Consider the following 26,151-nt stretch of genomic DNA (forward strand, 5'->3'; position numbering starts at 1 on the left):
GTGCTAAGGCCATCCTGCGAAGGATGGTCTTTACCCTTTTGAAGGGAAAACGCGGCAGCTTACAGAAATAGTATATTAGACAAGAAAATCAATCCAATGAAAGGATAGAGCCATGAGTAACTTCATCCAGAAGCATTGGACGGAGGAGCGTGAGCTGCCGGGGATCAATTGTATTGCTTGGGCAGATGGGGAATGAGGGCTTCATTGCCTGCACCGATGCGGGCGCCGCAAGTAGAATCAAGAAATGCCTTTGCCAGTATTCTAGAATGAACATAGAGCGGTTGGAACGAGGGGGTGAGCGGACGGTGTACGAGTGGCACAGGCAGATCCAGACCATTGTCGATGATATGGACCAAAGTATTAAGCAGCATAACAGTGAGGCCATAACGCTGCAATCTCTTGCTGACAAGCTGGGGTATTCGGAGTTTCATACGACGAGAAAGTTCAAAGAGATATCCGGGATGCAGCTTAGGGATTACCTTCGCCACCGGAAGCTGGCTTTTGCACTGAAGGAGGTGCGGGATAGCGGAAAAAGCATTCTGGATATTGCGCTCGACTATGGATTCTCCTCCCATGAAGCCTTTACGCGCGCGTTCAAGGTGACCTATGGTGTGGCCCCAAGCGAGTACCGGAGACACCCGTATCCTGTTGTCCTTCGTACCAAAATCAACCCGTTTGACCGCTACTTTTTCGGACTAGGAGAGGTTGGCATGATCAAATCTACAGAAGAGGTTAAGATTTATTTCGTAACCATTCCGGCGCACAAATTCCTGCACATTAAGAATTACGAGAGCAACGGGTACTGGGATTTCTGGCAGAAGCAGAGCCTGATTCCAGGGCAGGACTGCGAGACCATCAGCGGCTTGCTGGATAGTATCAAGGGGAAGCTGGATGATGACGGCGGAAGCGATACGAACAGCGGCAACGGCCAGATTATGGCCTATATGAATGACCCGGACGGCAGGCTCTGCGATTGGGGATTTCCGCGTACAGAGTGCTATGGGGTACGTCTCCCCTATGATTATGAAGGCGAAGTCCCTGCGCAGATGCTGATGGCGGATGTCCCCGAGGCCGAGTATATCGTATTCGAGCACGGGCCATTCGATTATGAGCAGGAGAACCGCAGTGTTGAGGAACGGATGGAGCAGGCGATGGCCACTTTTGACTATACAGGCACTGGCTACTGCTTCGATCCCAGCCCCGGCCGGATCATCTACTTCTATTTCAACCCGGATCGGTACTTCAAGTATGTCCGGCCTGTTCAGAAGTCATAATTGCTGCCAAGCGCCTGCTGCTCTCATAGGGTGGGTGCTTTACTGATTTCCATAGAAGAAGAGTAATGTAACTCTATGCATGACATACAGCACTGAGGACATCCATAATTTGTGATTAACTTGTAAGAGTTGATGATGAAAGGGTGATATTCCTTATGTATGTAAAAAATTCCAATACATATGGCGGCGTAGCGGCTCAGGCGCGAATAAGGTATACTCGTCCTCTGCTGCTTGCCCTAATGGCGATACTACTGATCAGCAGCCTGACAGCCTGCAGCGGCAACTCTTCTGCGGGCGAAACAGCAAGTCCGTCTGCACAATCAGCCAGTCCATCGGCACCTCCTGCCCGATTGGCCCAGGCAACCCCTGGAGCAACCCCGCTAACGACCAAAGCGACCGGCCAGATTTATCTGTATGGCGAATCCCATGGCGTTGCCAAGATTATGGACAAGGAATATGAAGCTTGGTCTGATTATTACCACAACAAGGGCATGAGACACCTATTCGTGGAGCAGTCCTATTACGCTGCCGAATACTTGAACCTGTGGATGCAGTCGGACAATGATGACATTTTGGAGGAGCTTTATCAGGATTGGGAAGGGACTCAGGGTCACATTCCCTATACGAAGACTTTTTTTCGAAAAATAAAAAGCGGATGTCCTGATACTATTTTCCACGGAACAGATATTGGGCATGGACCTGATACTACCGGCGAGCGGTTCTTGTCTTATCTTAAGGCCAACGATTTGACCGGATCGGAGATGTACACCTTAACAACCGAAGCGATTCAGCAGGGCCAGAGGTATTACAGGAGTTACGATAATGTATACCGGGAAAATAAGATGACGGAGAATTTCATCCGAGAATTTGAAAAGCTGGGCATCGAGAGCATCATGGGCATTTACGGGGCAGCGCATACCGGAGTCAATGAAATGGAACTTATTACCCAATCGGTCCCTTGCATGGCGAATCAATTACATAAGTATTATGGCGGCAACCTGCATACGGAGGACATAAGCTGGATGGTTAAGGATATTGAACCGGTCAGAGTGGATGAAACCACCATGCAGGGCAAAAAGTATACGGCATCGTATTTTGGGAAGCAGGATTTGAACGGGTTCAAGGATTACGCCTCCCGGGAGTTTTGGCGACTGGAGGGAGCTTATGAAGATGTCAATAAGCTGCCACCGACGGGTAATGTTCTTCCCTATGATGAATATCCGATGTTGATCGAAGAAGGACAGGTATTTGCCATCAGCCTTACTAAAACAGACGGTTCGGTGGAAAGAGAGTACTATGTGTCTAACGGTAAGCAGTGGGAGGGAAGGGATGCGACGTGGAAACTTAAGATAACGGAATGACTTGCTGTATGTAAGCAAACCTGCGGAAATGGTATATTGGTGTAGGAGTTTCCATTTCTTAAGCGGATGGGCAGGTGTATCATTTGGACATGAATAATGGAAAAGGAAAAACTCATGTTGTGGAATTTATGACTTGGGCGGAGGCAAACGGCTGGGAGATAAGGAGAAAGTCCGGTGCTCAGCTGCATTTGAATAGCGGCATTACTTCCAGATATAAAGGACTGCCCGATGAGTATTTAGAATTTCTAAAGGTAGTTGAAACCTGCGTTGCACCGGATGAGCAAACCTGGTTTATTTGTGAGGCTGAGTTCAATCATAGCGCGGAAACCGAATTCCGGTGGAATGAATTTGAAATGCTTAGCGTGGAGGCAGCAGCGGGTGATCCAGCTTGGCAGTCCGAGATCACGGCCTGGTGGGATCATCACTTGCCGATCGTAATGTCTGTGGAGGATGGATATTCCTTCTATGCCATCGACTTAACAACGGATAGCGGGACTATTGTCCGTGGAGTTGAGCCTGAATTTGAAGAGGTTGAGAAAGTAGCAGATTCGTTTGAGGAATTCCTGGCCTGGCTGATGTCGAATTCGAATAGATAGATTCTAAGATGCAAGAAGATCAGAACCTGGGGGGATAGGTTCTGATCTTTTTTATTGATTAGGAGATTATGATTTTCGTCCGATGTGGATAAGTTGTGCATAAAGTTGGGGGTAAGTGTCTTGGAGCATCGGCAGGATGACTATATTCTGGTTCAGTAATAGGAATGACTTCGCTGATTTCACCGAACAGCCGGATTTGGTCGAAAAACCGACCACAATGGGGATGCCGCAGGCATTTTATGCTTGGATAGAGCTAGAGAGTTGTTTCATTCCTGCTCCCGGTCTCTGTCATCTATCTCTGCCCCACCATCTCCAAAAACCTGGACATTGCACTGGAAAGCACGGAGTTGCGGCGGTATATCAACCATACCTCTAGCTTCCGGTATTCTTCGGGCAGGCGGTGGGAGATAATTCGTCCGGCTTCTTCTGCCTTGCGGATCGAGGACTTCGGCAGCAGGGATACGCCGAGTCCGGCAGATACTCCGTTCAGAATCATTTCAAGCGTGCCGAATTCCCGGATCTGATACGAGTGCATCCCGCTCTCTCGCAGGAAGCGCTCCGCTTTGACCCGGTGCGTGCAGCCAACGTCGAAGAACAGCATGGGCTTGTGCAGCAGTTCTTGGAGTTCGCTCTCCCCCGGTTCAGCAATGAGCACCAGTTCCTCCTCGTAAGCCGCAACATGCCCGATATCCGGCTGGTCAACCGGTCCATAGACGAAGGCACCATCTAATTTATGATCAAGCACTTTGTGGAGAAGGTCATGCGTTTCACCCGTGATGAGCGACAGATGGACATCGGGGTAGCGGGAATGGTAGTCAGCGATCATGGATGTGAGATGAATGACCGCTGTCGTCTCAATAGAGCCGATCCGCAGCGGGCCGGCCGGGTGCTCTGAGTATTGTGTTGATTGTACAGCCTCGTCCATTAGCATTAGTATGGCATTCGCGTATTCCAGCAGGTTCTCACCCGCAGGCGTTAACTTCATTCCCCTGTTGGACCGGTGGAACAGCGGGACCTTCAGCTCGGCCTCCAGGAACTGAATCCGGCTGGTCACATTGGACTGAACATAGTTCAAGGCTTGCGCAGCCTTCGTAATCGTACCCTCACGGGCAACAGCCTGAAAAATCCTCAAATCTCCACTTTCCATTGCGGTGTCACCTTCTGTATATCATAATCTATGGTAGTACCTTCCGATGCTGATCATTGTACTGAATTCCATCCTTGATGACAAATTAAAAAGGGAAGCCGGGAGCTAGAGCCTGATGGCCGAAAGGAGACCTATATGGCATATGATCGGATCGATTGGCATTCCGGGGGAGATTATCCCGCGGATCTGCCGGAAGAGAATGGCGGGATTCATATCGGCATGTTTCTAGCCTGGGCCTTAGGCCGCGGTATGGCGGGGGAAATTCACCTTGAGGAGTCGGCGGAGGCGCTGAAGCGGCTGAAACGCCGTGAGCTCACGGGGCTGGATTACCTGCTGGAGTACTGTGACGGGAAGTTCTGGGATGAGGATCTGGACGAGCGCGGCAATGCCTTCGCCACTGATTATTACGACGGTCAATCGGCGTTCGCCGCACAGTATGGAAGCTATCTTAATGATTATTGTGAAGTCTTCAACCGCCAGGCGGCTGAACAAGGCCGCGAATACCCCAGCATCTATCATGTGGAGAACACCTGGGAGAATTATGACCGCCTGCAGCCCTTGCTGGACGAACGTTATGCCCAGTGGGAGGTCTGGTCAGAAGGTCTGTCCAACCGTAAGCTCGATCCCAAAGCTCAATTCCTTCAGGCCTGTCAGCAGATCGGACAGCAGTTCCTCCAGGCAGAGGGCTTCAGATCCAATAAGACGGGTACGGTATGGAAAAAAACAGCGGCCGACAAAGATACCGTATTCGAGCTCTCTTTCCAGCCGCAGTCTTACAACACCCGCACTGATGTGCGGATGACGGTGAACCTGCGGATTGCCAGTAAGTCCCTCAAAAAATGGCTTGCCGGACAAACCGGCAGAGGGGACGATACCGTTCTGTTCGGCTCGCTGCGCAGGCCGCAGAAATCGTCAAGCGCTATCGTCTGGCAGGTCGCCGGCTCACAGCTGGATTCCTCTCTGCCAGAGATCGGTCAGATGATCGGGGAACGAGTTCTGCCGCTGTTCGCGCTGTTTGCAGACCGTCCCCGTGCACTCGAGCAGATTGCCGCCTGCGGAGCAGGATTCCCCGGCATTTGCGATGCTGAATCCAGTCCGCTGGCCTATTTGCTGTGTTTCGGCACACAAGAGCAGGCGCAGCGCTTCTTCACGAATTACTTCAACAGCCGGCCGTCGTCTTGGCGCCGGAATATTCATCAGACCTACAAGCGGCTGCAGGAGGGAGAATCCTGGGACTATTCCGCTTATGTCCGTGAGAATGATGTCAAGCTGGCGTTCAAGAACGGCCTGGTTATCCCTTGATGCTATAGACAGGCCGCAGGGATGCTACCACACCCCGAAGCCCGGATCATACTCCCGGACGGCCGAATAAATCGCCTCCACTATACGGGGAAGGTCTTCTTCCGGGTAGCCATAGTCCTCGGGCATGGTCTGCGGGTGATAGATAGCGGATACGCTGCCCGGATGAAGCTCGATCCCTTGAAGTGCCATCTCGAACCGGAAAGAATCCTTGAACGCCGTCCCGTCATGGACCAGATAAAAGTACAGATTGTGTATATCCTGTTCTTCAATGATGAGCACACCTTGTTCGTTCAGCTTCATAAGTTAACCTCCTGGTCGAATAGTGTTACATTTGTTATATCGGATCTGTTTTGAGAGAAGCGCGGTAGGACCGGGGCGTTGCCGATTCGTATTTCTTGAAGATCTTAATGAAATAGCCGGCATCGCAGAAATTCAAGTGATTGCTGATCTCGTTGACTGACCAATCCGTTGTTGCCAACAGCTCCTTCGCCCACCCGATCTTCATGCGCGCGACATATAGCGAGAAATGCTCGCCCATCTCCCTGGTGAACAAGCGGCTGAAGTAGCTAGGGCTGATATGGCAGAGCTGCGCCAGCGATTTCAGCGAGAAATTCTCCTGCCGGTGGCTTAGCATGTAGTCCAAAGCGGGCTGCAGCGTAGGACTTATGCATTCCGTCTTGTATGCGCTTCCCGAAGAGGCCGGAGTCTTGGGAGCCGAGGGCGGCTCTACAGGCAGAGGCGGCATTTCAAGCTGGAGCTTAGACTCCTGCAGGTTCAAGGCCTCATGCTGCCGGCTTCGCTCCAGCAGCTCATGCTTCAGGATCGATTCCTTGACCACATAGTTGCACAAATGATAGAGCATATCGGCGGTGGCCACAACCTCCTCATACGTCATGACGGGCAGCAGTTCGTACTTGCGGGCCCGATCCTCCGTCATAGCGTCCTGCTGCGGACGGGACACAATCTGCTCCAGATTCGGGCCGCTTCCCTCCGCCAGCCGGATCTGTCCGGCCATCAGCGCACCGATGTACTGATTATCGACAATGATAGGGATAGCAATGTCGAGAATATCGAAGTGGCAGCGGTAGATATAGGGCCGGCTCAGCCGCACGGCCTCCAGGCCTCCGCGCGCGTCACATTTTTGACAATAGGCTGAGAATTCTTTGTCGCTGCGCACGGTCTGGCAGAAGGCTTGGCAGCGGCTATGTGCTGTAACCGGCACGCCTTTATAATCGACCATAATGATGGCCATGCGCGTCACTAGGGACAACGATTCCTGAAGCTTGCCCCATTCATCCATATCAATGATATATTTCAAATCGAATTTGGATTGCATTCGGCTCACCCTTTCCATCTACAGTCACAAGTGGGAACAAGATAATTATAATTCAGATGCAGGGCAACATAATAATACTATTTTGCAGCATATTAATTCGTTTGCTTTGTCCCATGCGCCCCTCCATCCACTTGTCTATAATGGGGACATACGACTCGAGGAGGAATGAAAGAATGAGAAGAACCTTTATCAGCCCGGCTAAATACACACAAGGTGAGGATGAGCTGCTTCAATTGGGATACTTCGTCAGTACTTTCGGCACATCGGCTCTGCTGATTGCGCACCCGGATGATGTGAAGCGTGTGCAGGCCAAGCTCGATGCCACCAGCAATCAATTCGGTATTACCCTCGTGAAGGGGGATTTCCAGGGCGAATGCTCCCGGCAGGAGATTTCCAGACTACAGGAGCTGGCCCGTGAGCACAAGTGTGCTTGTACAATCGGTCTTGGCGGAGGCAAAGCGATCGACACGGCCAAATGTGTGGCAGAAGGAGAGGCGCTGATTATCGTTCCTACCATTGCGGCCACCGATGCACCCACCAGCCATTCCGCTGTGATTTACACTTCTGAAGGCGCTTTCGAGGATTATGCTTACTTCAAAGCCAGCCCTTCGGTGGTCCTGATTGATACGACTGTTATTGCGCAGGCTCCTACCCGCTTCCTGGTATCCGGGATGGGCGATGCCCTCTCCACCTACTTCGAGGCCAGAGCTACTGCGGCATCCTATTCCAATGTCAATGCGGGGCTTCCTTGCGGAGTGCATGCAGGCGTGATTACGGAGGCCAAAGGCACCAAAGCCGCGCTGGCCCTTGCCCGCTTATGCTACGATACACTGCTGGAGGATGGCGTCAAGGCCAAGCTGGCTTGTGATCAGAACGTGGTGACACCGGCGCTGGAGAATATTATCGAAACGAACATCCTGCTGTCGGGACTTGGCTTCGAGAGCAGCGGTCTGGCTGCCGCACATGCCATCCATAACGGCCTGACGGCGCTTGAAGGCACCCATCATTATTACCATGGCGAGAAGGTGGCCTTCAGCACGATTGCACAGCTCGTTCTGGAGAATGCGCAGCAGGCAGAGATCGATCAGGTGTTGTCCTTCTGCCACTCCGTGGGCCTTCCCGTATGCCTGGCCGATATTGGTGTCGCTTCCATCTCCCATGAGGAGCTGCTGGAAGTGGCCCGCAAGGCGTGTATCCCGGAAGAGTCGATTCATTCGATGCCGTTCCCGGTTACCGCTGAAGCGGTTGCCGCTGCCATTACTGTCGCTGACAAGCTGGGCGAAGCCTTCAAGAAGAGTAAGGAGCAGCGCGTATGAAAAAGATAATCAACGATCCGGCCAATCTCGTTCGTGAGATGTGCAGTGGACTGGTGATGGCTCATCCGCAGCTGACATTCGACAGCAAATACAAAATTGTCTCCAGGTCTGCGCCGAATCCTGACAAGGTAACGCTGATCAGCGGCGGGGGCAGCGGCCATGAGCCGGCGCATGCCGGGCTGGTCGGACCGGGAATGCTGGATGCCGCAGTCTGCGGGGATGTCTTCGCCTCCCCGTCACAGATTCAGGTCTATCAGGCGATCCGCAACCATACCGGCCATAAGGGCGCTCTGCTGATCATCAAGAATTACAGCGGCGATATGATGAACTTCCAGAATGCGGCTTATCTGGCGGCTGAGGACGGCCTTGCTGTGGACTATGTGAAGGTTGATGATGATATTGCAGTAGAAGACAGCCTGTATACGGTGGGACGCCGAGGGGTTGCTGGCACGATTCTGGTGCATAAGGTTGCCGGGGCGGCTGCTGAGGCCGGACTGCCGCTGGCGGAGGTGAAGCAGGCCGCGCAGCATGCGGCAGAGCATGTGCGCAGTCTTGGTTTTGCTTTTACCTCCTGTACCGTTCCTGCCAAGGGTACGCCTACCTTCCAGCTTCAGGAGGATGAGATGGAGTATGGGGTCGGCATTCATGGTGAACCGGGCATCCGCAGAGAAAAGCTGCTGACCGCCGATGAGCTGGCGGAACGTATGATCTCTGCCCTGCTGGCCAGTCTGAACCTGGATCAGCGGGACGGCGGAGAGGTGGTGGTGCTGGTCAACGGCTTCGGCGCAACGCCTCTGCAGGAGCTGTACCTGCTCAATCACTCCGTGATCCGTAGTCTGGGAGAACGGGGGATCATCATCCGCCAATCTCTTGTAGGCAACTATATGACCAGCATAGATATGGCCGGCGCTTCCATCAGCCTGATGAAGCTGGATGATGAGCTGCGCAGATGGCTTGCTGAGCCTTGCGATACTCCGGCGCTCCGGTTAACGGGTGAGCTTGCGCCGGTGCAATACGTCAGCCCACTTCCACAGCAGGAGGCTCAGGCTGAGGTGAGCCTGACGGCCGAGACCGATCCGGGCTTCGCTGTCCTCCGTGACGAACGGCTGCGGCTTACGAACATCATCTATCTGGTGGATAAGATGAGCGAGATTATTATCGCGAATGAGGCTCCCTTCTGTGAGCTGGATGCTCATGCGGGTGATGGAGACTTCGGGATGAGTGTCGCCAAGGGCTTCAAGCAATTGAAGCGGGAATGGAAGGAGCTTGTGCAGCATCACTCTACGGATATCGGAAGCTTCCTTCAGGCCTGCTCTCTGATCATTATGGAGCATTGCGGCGGAGCTTCCGGTCCAATCTGGGGCTCAGCCTTCCGCTCAGCAGGCAAATATGCCATAGGCCGGACCTCGCTGAATACGCTGGAGATGGCCGGGATGCTGGACGCGGCAGCTCAGGGCATCCAGGCTACTGGTGAACGCTCCTTCGGTCGCGGGGCAGTCGTGGGTGACAAGACGCTGATCGATGCGCTGATTCCTTGTGCCGAAGCCTGGAAGAGCAGCGCGCAGCAGCAGCTGTCCTTGAAGGAGGCCTTCGCCAGGGGGGCTGAAGCCGCTGTCACGGGGGCGGAGCGTACGAAATCCATCGTTGCGCGGATGGGCCGGGCCGGGACAGTAGGTGAGCGCAGCATCGGCCACCCGGATGCGGGCGCATTTGCCCTGGGGGTTATTTTCACAGAGCTGTCTAACGCTGTCCAATAGACCTTCCATGGCCATAAGCCCGCCTGCCACTTCACCGTGGCGGCGGGCTTATTCTTGTCTAATAAACGAGGAGCCTGGAACATATGCAGGGTGTGATATGATGGAAGACAATCGGCCAGGCCATTATGTGACATTCTTTGAATATGCAGGAGGGATCATCATGGAATTAGAGAAGCAGGCTGATCAGCTTGAGCGGATCAGGACGAAGCTGGAGCAGGCCCTGCGCAAGGATGCGGAGTTCGCGGAATTTGGGGCTTCATCGCATCGATATAAGCTGAAAGAGAAGCTTATATCGATGCGAGCTGGCGGACTGGGAGGCACAATATGGGATCAGGCTTCCTGAACCGTTCGCCCGGTTCTTGACAGAGATCGGGAACGGCGGGGCCGGACCGTATTACGGGATCTATCCGCTTGCACAGGCCACCTCCTATACCGAGCTTCCGGCACTCCAGGGCCGGGCGGCGCTTCATCCCGGAATGACCGCAGAGGAATGGAATCTATTGACGGAGCCTCTGACGGGGGAGCGGGACATCTCGGATGAAGAGTACGAGGAAGCGAGAAACAAGGCGCTTGGCGGAATGCTGTGTATCGGCACCCAGGGCTGCGAATATGAGATGTATCTCGTGCTGGAAGGGGAGCACCGGGGGAGGATTGTGTATACCTCGGAATTTTTCCCTGACCGCCCGTTCTTCTTCGTCTATGAAGATAACTTCCTGGACTGGTACGAGCGCTGGCTGGATGAGATTATTCTGGATTATGACAACGCATGGTTTGGCAGCCGGCTGCCGGGTGACGAGAATACGCTTATTCAGCTGTATCGGAACACTCCTGACGGGAAGCTGCAGGCCAAGGCGCTGGAGGCCATGTTCAAGTTCAAGCGAATCGCCCCGTCGACCCTGGAATTCCTGAAGCATGTGACGGAGCATAGCCCCCGGGATTCCAAAACAGCCATCTCGCTACTCTGCAAAACGTCCTTTGCGGCGGGCAGGCCCTATCTGCAGAAGCTGCTGCAGTCGGATGACGCTGAGGGAGCGCTCCGCGCCTTAACAATTCTGCATACTTACGGCAAGAATGAGGACCGGACCGAATTCATTCCGCTGATCCGGCAGAGGCTTGAGAGGCTTGAAGGGATTAATGATGCGGAAACTCTGCGTTATGCCGGTTATATTCTAAAAGACTGCGATGCTATGGACTTCCGCGACTTTGCACCCTTCCTGTGCCATGCCAGCCTGGCTATGCAGACGACTGCGGTCTATGCCGTGAGAGATTGCCGAAACAAGCAGGAGAACTGGGAGATCATTGAACAAATGTTCCGCACTGGAGGAACAGAGGTGTTGCGCAGCTCCATTTCACATTGGGACGTTATTCCACATGAGAAGCTGCTGCCTTACTATAAGGCGATATGGCCCGAATACAAAGGAAATCCTAATTTCAGGGAGAAATTCACCGCTTGCTTGCGGGAGCTGCACCTGCCGGATGATTATTTGGGCTGAGCGGATGTTCCCCGCTAAAATCTGTCTTTGTAAGGGCCTCTGTGATCAGCAAATAGCAGGATAAACACTCTTGGAGGGTATACGTATGCTTCTTTCAGAAATTTTGCCTCATGTGGCCCGGTTACAGCCAGATTACTATGCTACAAAGTACAGAAATGAGTATCTGACCTATCAACAATTACTGCATCAGGTGAGCTGTGTGGCGGGAGGTCTGAAGGACTTGGGAATAGGACCCGGTGAACGGGTGGCGCTTGCAGGTGATCCTTGCCCATATCTTGTGATTGCAGAATGTGCCGTAATGGCTATAGGTGCTATTCCAGTTACGGTTTTTCCAGGTTTGGCCCCTGCAGAGATGAATCAGATCCTTGAAGATGCTGCCCCAACGGCTATCGTGTATGATGCGGAGCATCCGAGAATTGCCTCTTCTCTTTTGGCGTCCAATATAGCTTTTGCCATCACGTTCAAGCCGGTCAACGGCGGCCTGTCCTTAGAAGATTTAATTGCGACCTCCTCTCCGCTAAAAGAATGGCACACAACAGAGCCGGATGATGTCGCTCTTATTATATATACCGGGGGCACAACGGGACGCTCCAAGGGAGTGATGCACTCTCATCGTGCGATCCGCCAATGGGCCTTCATGAATCCAGCAAGAGTCGGAGGTCACAATCCGGCCAAAAAATCGCTTGTTCCCAATCAAGCCCATCTTACCGGACAATTTATACTTTGGACAACTCTTTATGAAGGGGGCTGTCTCATTTATCCGGACTCCTATCCGCTGCAGGCTAACGAGGTCATAGACATTATTGAGCGTGAGCAAATCAGATTTCTGGGAACAGTCGGACTTCTATTTAGGGATATTACCGCCTTGGCAGGCGCCCGTTCCAGAGAAGTTGGAACTGTTGCAGGCATATCCTGCGGAGGTGCTCCGATCAGTGAGAAGACCTTGTATCAAGCTCTTGAGGTCTTTCCTAACGCACAGTTATCCGAGGTGTATTCACAGACAGAGAGCGGCCAATTTATCAGCTTTTTATCTGTACAAGAGTGCCTTGCAGAGGGGAAGCTACATCGGCTGCAATCGGTCGGAAATCCATCCCATATGGAGCGCTGGGGCCAGAAGCCTTTTGAGGTGCGTATAGTCAATGACTCAGGGCAAGATGTAGAGCAAGGAGACATTGGCGAAATCATATGCCGAAGTGAACAAATCATGCTTGGTTACTGGAACAATCCGGAAGAGACGGACAAAACCATCCGAAATGGATGGCTCCATACGGGGGATCTCGGTAGACTGGACGAAGACGGTTATTTATACATTGCGGACCGGAAGAAAGACATGATTATAGTAGGGGCTTCTAATGTCTACTGTGCTGAAGTGGAGCAGGCAATAAGCGTACATCCTTCTATTCTTGAGGCTGCTGTTATAGGAACGCCCTTGCCGGATGAAGGTGAAGAAGTCACAGCGGTAGTTGTACTTAAGGATGAGCAGACACTCGCTCTAGAGGATTTGCAACAATTCTGCGGTCAATCGATAGCCGAATATAAGTTGCCTACCCGCTTAGTGATTACTCAGTCACTTGCCAGAACATCCGTAGGCAAAATAGATAAGAAGGCGATAAAAGAAACTATGTACTAGAGGGGGATCTCCATGAGACTTCGAGATAAAGTCGTTCTCGTCACAGGCGTTACGGGCACGGCAGGAGATAAAATTTCCAGAAGGTGTATTAGCGAGGGAGCCGAGGTCAAGGGACTTATCCGAAATAGGGACCAGAGCGCGCTATGTGAAGAGCTCGGCGTTACACCCGTCATCGGAGACTTGACAGATAGAGCTTTTATTGTGGAAGCGCTTCGGAATGTGGATATTATTATTCACGCTGCGGCGTATCTGGGGGAGGACCGGGCGATTGCCGAGGCGTCCAATATTCAGGGGGTTCAGAGTCTGGTTGACGGTGCTGTATCTGCCGGAGTGGAGCGCTTCGTGCATATTTCTACAGTATCGGTCTATGGTCATTTTGATGGAGAGGTGGAGCTGGATGAGGCTAGCAGTCTTGCCTTCGGCCACGGAGAGGTATACATTTCAACCAAATGTGAATCGGAACGGATTGTACAAGCTGCAAGGGCTAACGGTTTGACAAGTGTGATCCTGCGTCCTGGAGTGATTTGCTCCGAATCCAACTCGCACTGGGGCGACCGACTGATCACTAAGCTTGCTGATTCCGGGGAAGTGGACTGGATTCATCCGGAGGACTTAACGCCTTGGGTGCACGCGGACAACCTGGCTGAGATGTGTGTACTGGCAGCGACGCAGCCTGCGGCTGGGAACCAGTGCTATAACGCAATTGACGGAAATTATCCGGAAAAAGATTTTACGATGCGTATTGGGCTTGCCCTGAACAAGAAGTTCGTTATACCGGGCGGAGACCCTATAAGAACGGCGTATAGCTGCGACAAAATAAAAAACGAGCTCGGCTACAGTCCGGTCAAAACGTTCGAGGAGACCGTTGTCCGGCTGGAGCAGCAAGCTAGGGGAGAGCTAAATGTATAAAAAACCGACGGCCATGCGTTCCGTTCTAGATCCAAAGTATTTGGAATATTGCCTTAGTCCTCTGTACGACATTGGAGATTGGCGAGATTGCTTGTTCTGGTTACGCGGCTTGAACGATACTTACAGAATCCGTACCAGCAGAGGCACTTATATTCTTCGGATCTACCGCCAATCGATAGCTGAAAGTGATGTTGTCTATGAATTGTCTCTCCTGACACAGCTGGAACACCAATTAAGCGCAGTAAATACAAAGGTTTCCGTTCCCCTCCCTCAAAAGAACAGCAGCTTATATACGGTCATCGATGCGCCGGAGGGCCCGAGAGTTGCCGTGATTTACAGCTATCTGACAGGCACTGAGAACGTGCTGCATGATGAGGAATCATGTGCTTCCTTCGGAAAATCCGCTGCTGAATTGCATGCTGCCATGGACAGGGTCTCCTTAGATTTGCCTAGACCGGATCTGGATACCCGCGCTCTGATCTCCCGGCCGCTGGACAGTATTGTGGATTATCTAGGTGAGGGACACCGCTCTGCTGCGTACCTGCGCGAGTTCGCCGGTGCATTAACGGAACGGATCAATGCTGCTAGTCCGGGCCTGGACTGGGGCATCTGCCACGGAGATTTGCACGGGAATAACAATGCCTTCCAGGAGGGCGATGCGTTCACGCATTATGATTTTGAATGGGCGGCACAAGGCTGGCGCGCCTACGACTTGGCCCAGGTCCGGCATAGAAAACGCCTGCCTCAGGAGAAGAAGGAACCGCTGTGGCAGGCGTTAATGTCGGGCTACCGCTCGGTCAGAGACTTCTCCGAACAAGATGAATCTGTAATTGATCTGTTTATGATTGCCCGCCGGTTGTGGGTGATGGGACTTGATGTCGAGTTCATCAGTGACAGCGGGGCGCTGGATTACACGGAAGACTGGCTGGAGGAGTTCATTGATGAGTTCCGCTCTTACGATATAGTCTGATGATCCATGAGCTATAGTGCCGATTGCCCTCCGCTAGGCGGGATGCTGTTAAAAGCCCATTGCACCTGGGCATCCGCCCAGGCATCTTCTCCGCGAATGCATATGATGATTATGCCTAATGAAACGAAAGAGGAGCGATAAATATGGGATTTATACCAGTGCCGGGAGGCGGCGGAGGATTTCCGGGGATACCGGGATTTCCTGGTGGACCAGGCTTGCCGGGAGGGCCGGGGATTCCAGGGATACCAGGCGGAGGGCCTGGGGGATTTCCGGGGACGCCCGGGGGTGCGCCGGGAGGAGTAGCCGCACCGACGGCGCCACCACCGCAATTCGTACCGCAAGCACCAGCGGTCACGGCTTATGCGGTTGACCCCGGGGGCATCAGAGGATGCCTGTTCCGCAACACTTATATCTGGCTGAATAATGGTGAGCAGTTCTGGTTCTACCCGGTATTCGTGGGCAGAAGTTCGGTCGCAGGCTTCAGATGGAATGGCTTCTTCTGGGGATACTACGGCGTTGATTTGAACCGGGTTAGCTCGTTTACCTGCTTCTAGCCTGACGGCATCTCCCTGTTTGGCGTACCGTGACTTGGTTAAGTATAGATCAAGATCACGGACAGGGAGGTGTACTATGGACAACCTGTGGATGGCATTCGTCTACCCTGGCAGCTTCTTGAGTCTGCTGGGGATTGTATTACTCATTATTGGCTATCAACGGCGGCGCACAGGCCGGAGAACCCGTCTGGAAGGCGTGGTAGCCCAGCCCGGCCCGCCGGCACCTGGAGGCCCAGGCACCGCATCGTTTCAGCGGGAGGTACGGTATTCGCTGATGGGAGGCATTCTGCTGGGGCTGGGCTTGCTCCTATTTGCTGCACTGGGCGTTACCTCACTCTTGGATTAGGACAAGCGTATTGTGTGATACACCTTGCTATATTGGGGAGCAGGGGCGGCAGATCATCCGGGACCATAAGCAGGGGCTTATAATAACAGTCCGGCCAGCCGGTGAATCCCCTGCTCAATCAAGGTCTCATCCACCTTGGCGAACCCCAGCACCCAACCCTTCCTGCGGCTCTCCAGACAGTAGTGTGCAAGAGGATATACCCGGATTCCCTGCTCCAGGGCTAACCGGGTCACGGCTTCCTCATCGTAGTCTGATTCTGCCTCAAGGAATACATGCAGTCCCGTCTCTGCTCCGCTCAGGGTGAACCGCTCGGCTAGACCGCTTGCGGTTATCGCCTTGGTGATGGCCTCATGTCTGCGGCGGTACACATTGCGGACTCTGCGCATATGGCGCATGAAGTGCCCTTTTTGAATAAAATGGGTCAAGGTGAGCTGGTCCATCACCGGAAGGTGGCGGTAGGTCAGCTCCTGTACGCGGGCCAGCTGGGCAATGGCCCGCGCCGGGCCGACAATCGCCGAGATACGGATGGCCGGGGCGATCATTTTGGAGAAGCTCATCATATACAGGGTATTATTCGGCGCCTGGCTATAGAGCGTGGGCAGCGGGTCGCCACGGTAGCGGAATTCACTGTCATAGCCGTCTTCTATAATCCATAGCTGCTCCTGCACGGCCTGATGCAGCAACTGCTGCCTGCGCGGCTCTGACATCACGGAGCCTATGGCGCACTGGTGCGATGGAGTTACGAAGACCAGCCGCGATTCCGGGTGAAGCTGGTCAACCACAAGGCCATGTCCGTCTACCGGGACAGGGGCTACGTGCATCCGCCGGTAATTCATCGCCATCCAGGCCGCAGGGAAGCCGGGATCTTCCACAGAGACGGTATCTCCTTCCGTGAGCAGGGATTGGGCAATCAGGTCAAGGCTGTGCTGCGCTCCTGAGGTCAGCAGAATCTGATTGAGCTCAATCCGTATGCCCCGCTCAAGCAGCAAGTAACGCTGAATCTGTTCCCTGAGCGGCAGGAGACCATAGGGATTTCCGTAGGACCAATCGGATACGTCCATTGCGGCAGAGGCGTGAAGCAGCGATTGCCGCCAGTGGTTCTGGAAGGTCCTATCCACATAAGGCTCGTGGGGGGTGAAATCGATCTTCACCTCCTGAGGCTGGTGGCCTCCGAACCAGTCTTGCAGCTGATCTACCGCTGAGTTCAGCAGGGGGATTGAAGGTGGAACAGGTCCTTCCGGGACCGACTCCTCCTGTGCCGCTTCAGGAACCGGGTTCCAATGGCTTACCCGTGTTCCGCCCCGCCGGGAGGTTATAGTATACCCTCTGCTCAGCAGTTCCTCATAGACGAGCTGCACCGTGGAGCGGGAGACTCCAAGCTGCTCGGCGAGTTCACGGGAAGGGAGCAGCAGCTCACCCGGGGTCCAGATGCCTTGTGTAATATTATAAATGGCCTGATTCAGCAGTTGCTGCCAGATCGGGCTTTTATCCTCACGGTTGACGAACATCATAAGGAATCCCTCCCGGTCGTAGTTTCGTTACAGCGTCTAAATTATGGATTGGTTGAAACTGCGCTCTTTGGATATTTTAGCACAATCCAATAGCTGATATACTACCGAATAACGTATACGCGGAGGACGCGGGAAGGAGAGGGTTCGATATGAATCCGGTTCGTTACAAGGTCAGGGAATGTAAGGATGAGGCGAGGATTGAACAGTTTTTGAAGCAGGCGAGAATTGGGTTTCTGGGATTAGCGGATGGTAATCTCCCGTATGTTGTGCCGCTTAACTATGTGTGGATGGACGGGAAGCTGTATATCCACGGGGCCGGGGATGGAAGACGCAATCAGGTGATGAGTGAGAACTCAGAGGTATGCTTCACAGTCTGTGAGGAGTATGGGACAATCACGAACCCCGTGCCCGCCAAGACGGATACCGCTTATATGAGCGTGATGGTCTTCGGGCAGGCAGAGCCGGTGACGGATCTGGATGAGGCTACGCAGGTCCTGCAGGAGATGATGAACAAGTATGTGCCCGGATACTATAACCGGCCTCTGTCCAAGCAGCATGTCGAGAAATACCGGTCGGCTGTGTACGGCGGACCCGTACAAGTGTACCGGATCACTCCGCAGCATCTGACAGCCAAAGAGAATCCGGTTGAAGCAGAGAGTATGTACAAGGCAGGGACGAATGAAGGGCAGAGCGTGTAATAGCTGCACTCCAAACTAAATAGAGATGAGCGCTTGGGCCGGTAACGGCCCGGGCTTGTTCGCGTTATAGGGCAAAGTTGCTGCGAGCCCCAGGATATCGTATGGTTGAGTTAGTATAGCAAACAAAAGTAGTATGGAGAATATTAGTAGCATCGAGAATACAGGTAGGATCAAGCAGAAAGGATGAAGCAAATGTCCACAGATAACCAAGCTCTTCCCCCGGCTCCGATTACAGAACCCGGACGGTATGTCCTTGATCTGACGGGGCCCGGCAGCCACACGCTTGACCGCAAGCCCGGTATGGGCAGCTTATCGATCGGCCCCAGGGAATCGAAGCAACCAGCGGAGTTGCTGGTCGCTGCGGATGAGCGCATCAACTGGTCTGTCTTCGAGCCCTTCGCCACCCCGGCCGGCTCCCCTTGGCCGCGTTATCTGAGCTATACCGGCGGTGACACGGGCTTCCTGGAGTGGGCGGAGCGGCGGCCTATTGAGAGTATAAGCTGGACCCCGGTGCTGCCGGAGGCTGCACCCTTGGACGGTAGCCGGGCGGATATCTATACCCTGGGTATCAAACTGGGTCCTCTGGCAAATGGACAGCTGAGCCTGGTTCTGCCGGAGAAGCTGTACAACCTGAGCCTGTCCGGCGATCTGACACGCTTCTCGGTTTCCGGCCATCTGCCGGCTTATCTAGCCCTGGTGCCGGACACAAGCCGGCGCAAGAGCGATGCGCCTTTCCGGCTGCCGGACTTGGGCATGCTGCATGAGGTGACCACGCTGGCGCTGAATAGCCCGCCGCTGGGCCAGCCCGTCTCGCTGGATGGCCTGGAGCAGTTCCCGAACCTGGAATCCCTGAGCTTGTGGGGCAGCTACTGTGATCTTGACGCACTTGCCCGCCTTACCGGGCTGACCAGCCTGGAGCTGCGCTTCATGCCGGAGCTTGACGGTCTGCCTTCGCTGGATACGTGGCCGCTGCTGGACCGGTTCATTGCCTTCAATGTGGAAGAGGCCGGCGGCAAGCGTCTAAGGCAACAGATGAAGGCGCGGGCCAAGGTGCGCCCTTGGGATGAGTATGCCTCGGTGAGCCAGCTGAGAAAGCCCGAGTGGTGGGTGAGCGAGTACGGCCGCCCGTTCTCCGCCTGGCCGAAGCGTCTGGCCAAGCTGGCGAACGAAGCCTATGATGCTGCACAAGCAGCTATGGCGGAGGCCCGCAATCTTGAAGAGGCGGAAGCAGCCATTACCGCCTTCACCCTGCGCTTCAATTCGCTGAAGGGCATCGAGACTACCGAGAGGGAAGACCTGGGCGAAGCGGTATGGCAGCTCAGCCAGTCAGAGCACCAGCTCGGCCAGCCTATAACAGAGGAAGCGGCGCAGGGCTGGTTCGATGCGGCCCGTGATTATTAATTAAAAAGTTTATAAAAATTAAGATAAATCTTAAAATTTAGTTTCATTAGTGATAAACTAGGATCAGGATTGATCCAAACGGTGTGTGACCTGGTCCGCGCTGGCTTGCTATGGCGCCTAAGCAGGAGTGTCTGCATCCTTCCTGCAAATCGTAGGGTAGAAGGACGGTATAATATGAGCAACCAACAAACAAAAACAGACGTTATTTTAATTGGTGCTGGAATCATGAGTGCAACACTTGGTTCACTGTTAAAGGAATTAGTACCGGATTGGCAAATAACCGTGTTTGAGCGGCGTGCGGGTGCCGGGGAGGAAAGTTCGGGGGAATGGAACAATGCGGGAACGGGGCATTCTTCACTCTGCGAGCTTAACTATACTACAGAGCAGCCGGACGGATCGATCGACATCAGCAAGGCGATTAAGGTGAACGAGGAATTTCAGTTCTCCAAGCAATTCTGGTCCTATCTGGTGAGCCAGAAACGAATACACAATCCGCAGGATTTCATTGTACCTGTGCCACATATGAGCTTTGTGGAAGGACAGAAGGACGTTGCATTTTTACAAAAACGATATGAAGCGCTTTCAAATAGTCCGCTATTTCAAGGCATGGAATTCTCCGATGACCCAAGGCAGCTGATGGAATGGATTCCGCTGATGATGAAGAACCGGAAGCTGGACCAGCCGATAGCGGCTACCAAAATCGATTCGGGAACGGATGTGAACTTCGGCGCCCTGACCCGTATGCTGTTCAACCACTTGCAGAGCAATAACACTGATATTAGGTATAATCATCAGGTGGATGACCTGAAGCGCGCGAAGGACGGTTCCTGGGAGCTGAAGGTGAAGAATCTCGCCAGCGGCGTAACAGAGCGTCATAACGCCAAGTTCGTCTTCATCGGCGGCGGGGGAGGAAGCCTGCATCTGCTGCAGAAATCCGGCATCCCGGAAGGTAAAAAGATTGGCGGATTCCCGGTAAGCGGACTGTTCATGGTCTGCAAGAAGCCGGAGATTGTAGCCCAGCATCATGCCAAGGTGTACGGTAAGGCTGCGGTAGGTGCGCCTCCGATGTCTGTTCCGCATCTGGATACCCGGGTGATCGATAAGCAGGAATCCCTGTTCTTCGGGCCATTTGCCGGCTTCTCGCCCAAGTTCCTGAAATACGGCTCCATGTTCGATCTGATTACCTCGGTCAAGCCGGATAATCTGGTTACGATGCTTGCAGCAGGAGCGAAGAACCTGTCATTGACCAAGTATCTGATCGGGCAGGTCATGCTGTCCAAAGAACAGCGCATGGAAGCGCTGCGGGAGTTCATCCCGGATGCCAGCAGCGAGGACTGGGAGCTGGTGGTGGCGGGCCAGCGGGTGCAGATTATTAAGGATACAGCAGCCGGTAAAGGCATGCTTCAATTCGGAACGGAAGTGATCAGCAGCGCGGACGGCTCCATCGCCGCATTGCTGGGAGCCTCTCCAGGGGCGTCAACGGCCGTCTCTGTCATGCTGGAGGTAATCACCAAGTGCTTCCCGCAGCAGATCAAGGCCTGGGAGCCGAAGATCAAGCAGATGATTCCTGCCTACGGCATGTCCCTGTCCGCTAACCCGAAGCTATTGAACGACATTCATGCTTCCGCAGCGCACACGCTGGGCCTGACGAATGGAACAGATGGGCATGAGCCGCCAGCCGCGGTCAATCATCTATAGAAAAGATTGGCGTGCGGCTGACCACAAGCCTGCCAGCTTTTGTATACGTGTAAAGAGGCCATCCCTTGGGATAGCCTCTTTGTCTTGCTGTTTACCAGAAAGAGATCAAGCCTTATGAGTCTTGAACAGCCGGATGGCCAGAATCAGAGCCACCGCTACAGCCGCGAGACCCGCCCAGTTCAGGTGGAGCACAGAGGTACGGCTGATCACATAGCCGCCTAGGCCCGATCCCAGCGCGAATCCAAACTGGATGAAGGAAGTATTGACGCTCAGGGCCATATCCGGGTTCCGGGGAACCAGGGTGACCAGCAGGAGCTGCTGCGCAGGGGAGATGCTCCAGGTCCCCAGCATGAAGATCATCAGGATCAGGAGGAGGACGATCACATGAACGCCTGCCAGCGCGAACAGGAGGAGCGTGGCTGCCTGTAACAGAAGTCCCGTAATTATGGTGAACTTTGATCCTTTGGAATCAGCCAATTGCCCGCCTAACTTGGAGCCCATGAAGCTGCAGACTCCCGCCAGGAAGAGCACCCCGCTGATTTCGGTCACAGACAGTGAGGATGCGGCCTGCAGGTAAGGGGTAATATAAGTGAAGAGTGTAGCGTAACCCCCTACATATAGTAAAGTGATTGCCAGAGCAGTAACAATTCTGGAGTCCTTCAGCACAGACAGCTGCATCCTGAGGGTGACGGCTTCTTTTTCTTTGATGGCAGGGACCTTGGCAGAGATAATGAACAGCGGAACAAGACTCAGCCCCCCGACGATGATGAACAGAGCCCTCCACCCAAAGTGTTCGCTGAAAAAAGTGCCGGCCGGAACGCCCAGAACCAGCGAGCTGCTCAGTCCCATCAGAATAATGCCAATCGCATTGCCTCTGCGCTCCTTCTCCACGAGCCGTGTAGCTACAGCCATAGCGACTACGGTCGCTATGCCCCCGCTTGCCCCTTGGATAACCCGTACCCCCAGCATAGCTTCATAAGGCAGGTTCAGAAGCATCAGCCCGTTGCTGGCAATGAACACGCCGAGGGCGGTCAGCAGCAGCTTTTTGCGGTCCATATTAAGGGTGAGTGCAATGAGAACCGGGGCAATAATCGCTGCGGACAGCGCGAATACGGTCACCATCAGCCCCACTTCAGAGGTGGATACGCTAAGATCTGCCGCCATCATCTCAATGACGCCGGTAATAATATATTCAATCGTCCCGATCAGAAAAACGGCAAGTGCCAGAATATATATCGTCAATCGGTTATTCAAGTTCATTCGCTCCTTGTGGTTTCATATCCTTGTACCTTCATAACGGAATCGGCCGCCGTTCTTGTCATCACTCTACGATGCTGCTAAGGTTAAGTCAAAGAAACGTTTCTGAATGGAACGTTCATTTTTTTTGAATGAAGGAGTGACAGCAGATGGAATTGCGCCAACTTAAAACCTTTTATACGCTGGCTTCCACGCTCAATTTCGCCCGCGCCGCCGAAGCGCAGAACTACGTTCCCTCAACGGTTACGATGCAAATGAAGGCCCTGGAGGAAGAATTAGGAGTGAAGCTGGTGGACCGGCTCGGCAAAAATGTGACGTTAACCGATACCGGAAAAACGTTCCTGCGTTATGCGGATAACATCCTGTGTATGGTGGAGGAGGCGCAGCACGCGCTCAAGCAGCCCGGCGAGCTGACAGGCACCATCGTGATTAGTGCAGATGAGACATTATGCACCTACCGGCTCCCCGCTGTGTTGCAGAAGTTCCGGCAGCTTCATCCCGGAGTCCGCTTGATCTTCCTGCCGCTCGTGAGTCCAAGCCTCAGACAGAGTCTGCGGGACGGGGATGTCGATGTTATCTTCATGCTGGATGAAGTGAAGGGCGAGAGCGGATTTTGCGGGGAAAAAATAAGGGAGGAACGCTTCTGCCTTCTGGCTGCTCCCGATCATCGGCTAGCGTCGCGCCCGGCGCTGGCTATCGAGGATTTCCACGGTGAAACGTTCTTACTGACGGAGCAAGGGTGCTCCTACCGCAGCTTCTTCGAGCGCAGCCTGTCGCAGAAGGGGATGGCGGGCATTACGGAACTTGAGTTTCACAGCGCAGAAGCCATCAAACAATGTGCGAAGCTGGGCATGGGCATCGCCATCCTGCCTGAAATGGCCGTAAGCGAAGAATTGAAGCGGGGGGAGCTGATCTCCCTGCCGTGGGATTTGACCGCAGTATCTTTTGCCACCCAAATGTTCTGGCATGAGGAGAAATGGCTCTCCCCGGCAATTGAGGCTTTTATCCATCTGGCCCGGGATCTCGAATCCTCCCCTTGACCTTAGGTCAGACCCAGGGTGTATCGTAGAGAGATTCCAAGCCGCAGTCCGGGGAGTGATTAGGATGAGAAATGAAATAACGATTAGTGAACTGGCCAAGCTGATGAATGTGTCGGTCCACCAGATCCGGTATTTTGAAGAGAAGGGTGTGCTGCAGCCTGCTTATACCGGTGAGAATCAGTACAGAATGTACAGTATGGATCAAGTGTATCAGCTCGCGCATATCCTGCTGCTCCGCAAGCTTGAAGTGCCTGTTCAGTCCATTAATGAATGTATGGGCTATAGTCCGGAGCAGCATCGCGGGCTGCTGGAGCATTCTCTGGAGGGAATTGAGCAAGAGCTGCGCCGCCTCCGGGAGCTTCGGCAGTTCATCCGTAAAATGCTGGAGGAACAGCAGAGCTACAGCACCTCACCTGAGACCTTTCAGATCAAGAAGTGTAAGGCTACAAGTCTTATGCAGGTGATGAAGCTGGATTCACACAGGAAGCTGAGTGCAGCGCTGCTTGCGGAGCAGGCGGCAGGGATACCGGATCTGTTCGAATCGGATATGTATTATGTGCTGGAGGAGCCGGGCGCTGTGACCTTGTGTCTGGAACAGCCGGAGGCGGGCGGAGTTATTTTACCGGAAGGGGAGTATCTGACTCTGCAATGTGTGGCCCGCGAGGAGGAACTGGAGCAATGGACCGGCCGGCTGCTGGAGCATGCTGCTGCACAAGCGATTCCTCTCGCGGGACCGCTGGTGGTCATTGAACGCTCTTATCTCTCCCTGTTCGTTCCGGGCAAGCTGCATTATGAGCTGAGGGCCTGCGTCGGCCCGGCTGTACCTGTGGAAGGGAGAGGTTCCGTATGAGAACGATGCCAACAGGTACAACGTCAATAAGTACAGCGCCAGTAACTATCGAGCCTATGGAAGCGAAGTATAATCGTGCGGTGGGGGGGCTGCTGGCTCAAGCTTTTCAGGGGAAATTCCAGAACCGGATCAGGCTGAAGGAGGCAGAACTGGCAGAGTGCTTCGAAATGCTGCTTCAGTATGCTCCGGCTGATCCCTATACACACAGGATGGTTGCTGTGCAGCAGGGCCAGGTGATTGGCAGCATCGCGATTAAATGTACACCTGAAGCCCGCCTTTTGGGGAAAAGGCAGACGCCTCCGTTACCGGGAACCTCACAGCTATTAGGCAAACGGGGCATGATCAGAATGCTGATCGGCCTCTATGTACTAGACCATACCCCGGCAGCAGGCGAGTGTTATATTACCGACCTTGCGGTCCACCCGGAGCATCAGAACAAAGGGGTAGGAAGGCTGCTTGTAGAGTGGGCGCAGAAGCTTGTGGATCGAGACCCGGGACTGAATCGTCTCAGCCTGCATGTATCAGCCGGTAATCCGCATGCCCGTCAGCTATACGGGAAGTGGTCCTTCCATACGGAAGCCCGGGAGACACGTTATACCCTGTATTTATTGTTCAATGAACTGCGCTGGGAATACATGGTTCAGAAGAGAGGCGGATACAGAAATGAAGACAACGAAGAAGCTATGGATATCTCTGCTAACTATAGTGCTGCTCCTTAGCGGTGCGGGGATATACATTGTGCAGCAGAACCGCTTTGAGATGACGGAGCAGGCCATCCAGATTGCATCGCCCGAAGGCAAGCTGACCGGAACGCTGGTGTTGCCTAAGGAGTCTTCCGCTTCCGGCAAGCTGGGATTAGTCCTCTTCATTCATGGAGACGGGCCGATTAATGCCTCGCATGATGACGGATATAAGCCGCTATGGGAGCGGTTGGCCAGTCTGGGGTATGCCTCCTTGTCTCTTGATAAAAGAGGGATCGGTGGTTCCGCAGGCAATTGGCTGGATCAGAGTATAGATGACCGGGTGGAGGAAGCCCGCGAGGCTATCGCATGGGCCCGGAAGCAGCCGAATATCGATCCGGACCGGATCGGGGTGTGGGGCGCCAGTCAGGCAGGCTGGGTGATTCCCAAGCTGGCGGGCAAGGAGCCGCTCGCCTTCAGCATCCTGGTCTCCCCGGCTATTAACTGGCTGCGCCAGGGTGCCTATCATACCCGGCAGCAAATGCTGCAGGAAGGGAAATCGGAAGCAGAGATTCAAGCGGAAGTGGCATCTAACAACGAGGTTCTGGAGCTTTTGGCGCGGAAGGCGAGCTATGAAGACTATCTGGCTGTAGTGAAGGAAGATGACCCGATGACGCGGGAGCGGTGGACCTTTGTCAGCAAGAATTACCTGTCGGATGCAGGGGAGGATCTTAAGCAATTCCATTCCCCGGTGCTGTTGCTTCTGGGCCAGCAGGATATTCATGTAGACTGGCAGGAGACAGAGCAGGTGTACCGCAAGCTCGTCCGGCCGGAGCTGCTGAGCGTGGCGGTCTTCCCGGAGGCTGAGCATTCGATGCTGAGCAAGAAGACGGCGGATTCCAGCTTCAGAGCGCTCATGATCAGCCTCTTCGCCCCGCGCCACATTACAGTTCCAGGCTATATGGATCGGATTGGGGAATTCCTTAAGGAGCTGGAATAGCAGCCCGCTCCCTTAACACCGTAAT

Annotated in this window: 25 protein-coding genes; 20 read left to right on the forward strand and 5 right to left on the reverse strand. The window is 53.8% G+C overall.

Annotation, left to right across the window (positions count from 1 at the left end):
- The first annotated feature begins 305 nt into the window (after positions 1–305).
- The 3 genes from MHH78_RS03190 to MHH78_RS03200 all read left to right on the forward strand — a co-directional run bounded on the left by MHH78_RS03190 (position 306) and on the right by MHH78_RS03200 (position 3,231).
- On the forward strand, positions 306–1,274 hold the full coding sequence (locus MHH78_RS03190) for a helix-turn-helix transcriptional regulator (protein WP_341166552.1): 969 nt from the start codon (positions 306–308) through the stop codon (positions 1,272–1,274).
- 155 nt (positions 1,275–1,429) lie between these two features.
- Complete coding sequence (locus MHH78_RS03195) at positions 1,430–2,635, forward strand: hypothetical protein (RefSeq protein ID WP_341166553.1); 1,206 nt, start codon at positions 1,430–1,432, stop codon at positions 2,633–2,635.
- Between the two features lie 89 nt (positions 2,636–2,724).
- The gene (locus tag MHH78_RS03200) at positions 2,725–3,231 is read left to right on the forward strand and encodes an SMI1/KNR4 family protein (protein WP_076085652.1); all 507 of its coding nucleotides are present in this window, start codon (positions 2,725–2,727) and stop codon (positions 3,229–3,231) included.
- Between the two features lie 292 nt (positions 3,232–3,523).
- Here the strand turns inward: MHH78_RS03200 and MHH78_RS03205 are convergent, their stop codons facing one another.
- Complete coding sequence (locus tag MHH78_RS03205) at positions 3,524–4,378, reverse strand: LysR family transcriptional regulator (RefSeq protein WP_341166554.1); 855 nt, start codon at positions 4,376–4,378, stop codon at positions 3,524–3,526.
- A gap of 135 nt (positions 4,379–4,513) precedes the next feature.
- Here MHH78_RS03205 and MHH78_RS03210 point away from each other — a divergent pair, with 135 nt between their 5' ends.
- Complete coding sequence (locus MHH78_RS03210) at positions 4,514–5,680, forward strand: DUF7832 domain-containing protein (RefSeq protein ID WP_341166555.1); 1,167 nt, start codon at positions 4,514–4,516, stop codon at positions 5,678–5,680.
- Between the two features lie 24 nt (positions 5,681–5,704).
- Here the strand turns inward: MHH78_RS03210 and MHH78_RS03215 are convergent, their stop codons facing one another.
- Entirely contained in the window at positions 5,705–5,980 is a 276-nt protein-coding gene (locus MHH78_RS03215; protein ID WP_076080573.1) for a hypothetical protein, read from the reverse strand.
- A gap of 34 nt (positions 5,981–6,014) precedes the next feature.
- Positions 6,015–7,016: a PocR ligand-binding domain-containing protein gene (locus MHH78_RS03220; RefSeq protein ID WP_341166556.1), complete on the reverse strand. Its 1,002-nt coding sequence runs from the start codon at positions 7,014–7,016 to the stop codon at positions 6,015–6,017.
- A 173-nt stretch (positions 7,017–7,189) separates the two neighbouring features.
- Here MHH78_RS03220 and MHH78_RS03225 point away from each other — a divergent pair, with 173 nt between their 5' ends.
- The 9 genes from MHH78_RS03225 (at position 7,190) to MHH78_RS03265 (ending at position 15,991) form a co-directional block, all read left to right on the forward strand.
- Positions 7,190–8,332, forward strand: a complete 1,143-nt coding sequence (locus MHH78_RS03225) for a glycerol dehydrogenase (RefSeq protein ID WP_341166557.1) — start codon at positions 7,190–7,192, stop codon at positions 8,330–8,332.
- Positions 8,329–10,089: a dihydroxyacetone kinase subunit DhaK gene (gene dhaK / locus MHH78_RS03230; protein WP_341166558.1), complete on the forward strand. Its 1,761-nt coding sequence runs from the start codon at positions 8,329–8,331 to the stop codon at positions 10,087–10,089. Before MHH78_RS03225 ends, dhaK begins: the two co-directional genes overlap by 4 nt.
- 160 nt (positions 10,090–10,249) lie before the next feature.
- A complete protein-coding gene (locus MHH78_RS03235; protein ID WP_341166559.1) occupies positions 10,250–10,432 on the forward strand; it encodes a hypothetical protein in 183 nt (60 codons plus the stop codon).
- A gap of 16 nt (positions 10,433–10,448) precedes the next feature.
- Positions 10,449–11,582 carry an SMI1/KNR4 family protein gene (locus MHH78_RS03240; RefSeq protein ID WP_341166560.1) on the forward strand — a complete coding sequence of 378 codons (1,134 nt, stop codon included), beginning with the start codon at positions 10,449–10,451 and terminating at the stop codon, positions 11,580–11,582.
- 85 nt (positions 11,583–11,667) lie between these two features.
- On the forward strand, positions 11,668–13,212 hold the full coding sequence (locus MHH78_RS03245; protein ID WP_341166561.1) for a class I adenylate-forming enzyme family protein: 1,545 nt from the start codon (positions 11,668–11,670) through the stop codon (positions 13,210–13,212).
- 12 nt (positions 13,213–13,224) lie between these two features.
- Positions 13,225–14,121: an NAD-dependent epimerase/dehydratase family protein gene (locus MHH78_RS03250; RefSeq protein WP_341166562.1), complete on the forward strand. Its 897-nt coding sequence runs from the start codon at positions 13,225–13,227 to the stop codon at positions 14,119–14,121.
- A 91-nt stretch (positions 14,122–14,212) separates the two neighbouring features.
- On the forward strand, positions 14,213–15,091 hold the full coding sequence (locus MHH78_RS03255; protein WP_341166563.1) for a phosphotransferase: 879 nt from the start codon (positions 14,213–14,215) through the stop codon (positions 15,089–15,091).
- Between the two features lie 143 nt (positions 15,092–15,234).
- A complete protein-coding gene (locus MHH78_RS03260) occupies positions 15,235–15,645 on the forward strand; it encodes a hypothetical protein (RefSeq protein ID WP_036722939.1) in 411 nt (136 codons plus the stop codon).
- Between the two features lie 76 nt (positions 15,646–15,721).
- On the forward strand, positions 15,722–15,991 hold the full coding sequence (locus MHH78_RS03265) for a hypothetical protein (protein ID WP_209987065.1): 270 nt from the start codon (positions 15,722–15,724) through the stop codon (positions 15,989–15,991).
- Positions 15,992–16,068: 77 nt separating this feature from the next.
- On the opposite strand, the gene pdxR is transcribed toward MHH78_RS03265, so the two are convergent.
- Complete coding sequence (pdxR, locus tag MHH78_RS03270) at positions 16,069–17,502, reverse strand: MocR-like pyridoxine biosynthesis transcription factor PdxR (protein WP_341166564.1); 1,434 nt, start codon at positions 17,500–17,502, stop codon at positions 16,069–16,071.
- Between the two features lie 149 nt (positions 17,503–17,651).
- On the opposite strand from pdxR, the gene MHH78_RS03275 reads away from it, so the two are divergent.
- From MHH78_RS03275 to MHH78_RS03285, 3 genes are all read left to right on the forward strand, one after another.
- Positions 17,652–18,200: a pyridoxamine 5'-phosphate oxidase family protein gene (locus MHH78_RS03275; RefSeq protein ID WP_209868961.1), complete on the forward strand. Its 549-nt coding sequence runs from the start codon at positions 17,652–17,654 to the stop codon at positions 18,198–18,200.
- Positions 18,201–18,392: 192 nt separating this feature from the next.
- Entirely contained in the window at positions 18,393–19,601 is a 1,209-nt protein-coding gene (locus MHH78_RS03280; RefSeq protein WP_341166565.1) for a hypothetical protein, read from the forward strand.
- Positions 19,602–19,775: 174 nt separating this feature from the next.
- A complete protein-coding gene (locus tag MHH78_RS03285; RefSeq protein ID WP_036722930.1) occupies positions 19,776–21,299 on the forward strand; it encodes a malate:quinone oxidoreductase in 1,524 nt (507 codons plus the stop codon).
- Positions 21,300–21,404: 105 nt separating this feature from the next.
- On the opposite strand, the gene MHH78_RS03290 is transcribed toward MHH78_RS03285, so the two are convergent.
- Positions 21,405–22,559 (reverse strand): MFS transporter, encoded by a 1,155-nt coding sequence (locus tag MHH78_RS03290; protein ID WP_445667820.1) that lies wholly within the window; start codon positions 22,557–22,559, stop codon positions 21,405–21,407.
- A 146-nt stretch (positions 22,560–22,705) separates the two neighbouring features.
- Between MHH78_RS03290 and MHH78_RS03295 the strand changes: the two genes are divergently transcribed.
- The 4 genes from MHH78_RS03295 (at position 22,706) to MHH78_RS03310 (ending at position 26,126) form a co-directional block, all read left to right on the forward strand.
- The gene (locus MHH78_RS03295) at positions 22,706–23,596 is read left to right on the forward strand and encodes a LysR family transcriptional regulator (RefSeq protein ID WP_341166566.1); all 891 of its coding nucleotides are present in this window, start codon (positions 22,706–22,708) and stop codon (positions 23,594–23,596) included.
- A gap of 64 nt (positions 23,597–23,660) precedes the next feature.
- Positions 23,661–24,446 carry a MerR family transcriptional regulator gene (locus tag MHH78_RS03300; RefSeq protein WP_341166567.1) on the forward strand — a complete coding sequence of 262 codons (786 nt, stop codon included), beginning with the start codon at positions 23,661–23,663 and terminating at the stop codon, positions 24,444–24,446.
- Positions 24,443–25,165: a GNAT family N-acetyltransferase gene (locus MHH78_RS03305; protein WP_341166568.1), complete on the forward strand. Its 723-nt coding sequence runs from the start codon at positions 24,443–24,445 to the stop codon at positions 25,163–25,165. The genes MHH78_RS03300 and MHH78_RS03305 overlap by 4 nt, the downstream gene beginning before the upstream one ends.
- Positions 25,110–26,126, forward strand: a complete 1,017-nt coding sequence (locus MHH78_RS03310; protein ID WP_341166569.1) for an alpha/beta hydrolase family protein — start codon at positions 25,110–25,112, stop codon at positions 26,124–26,126. The genes MHH78_RS03305 and MHH78_RS03310 overlap by 56 nt, the downstream gene beginning before the upstream one ends.
- Positions 26,127–26,151 lie beyond the last annotated feature (25 nt).

It is taken from the genome of Paenibacillus sp. FSL H3-0333 (assembly GCF_038002805.1).
GTDB lineage: Bacteria > Bacillota > Bacilli > Paenibacillales > Paenibacillaceae > Paenibacillus_AQ > Paenibacillus_AQ silagei.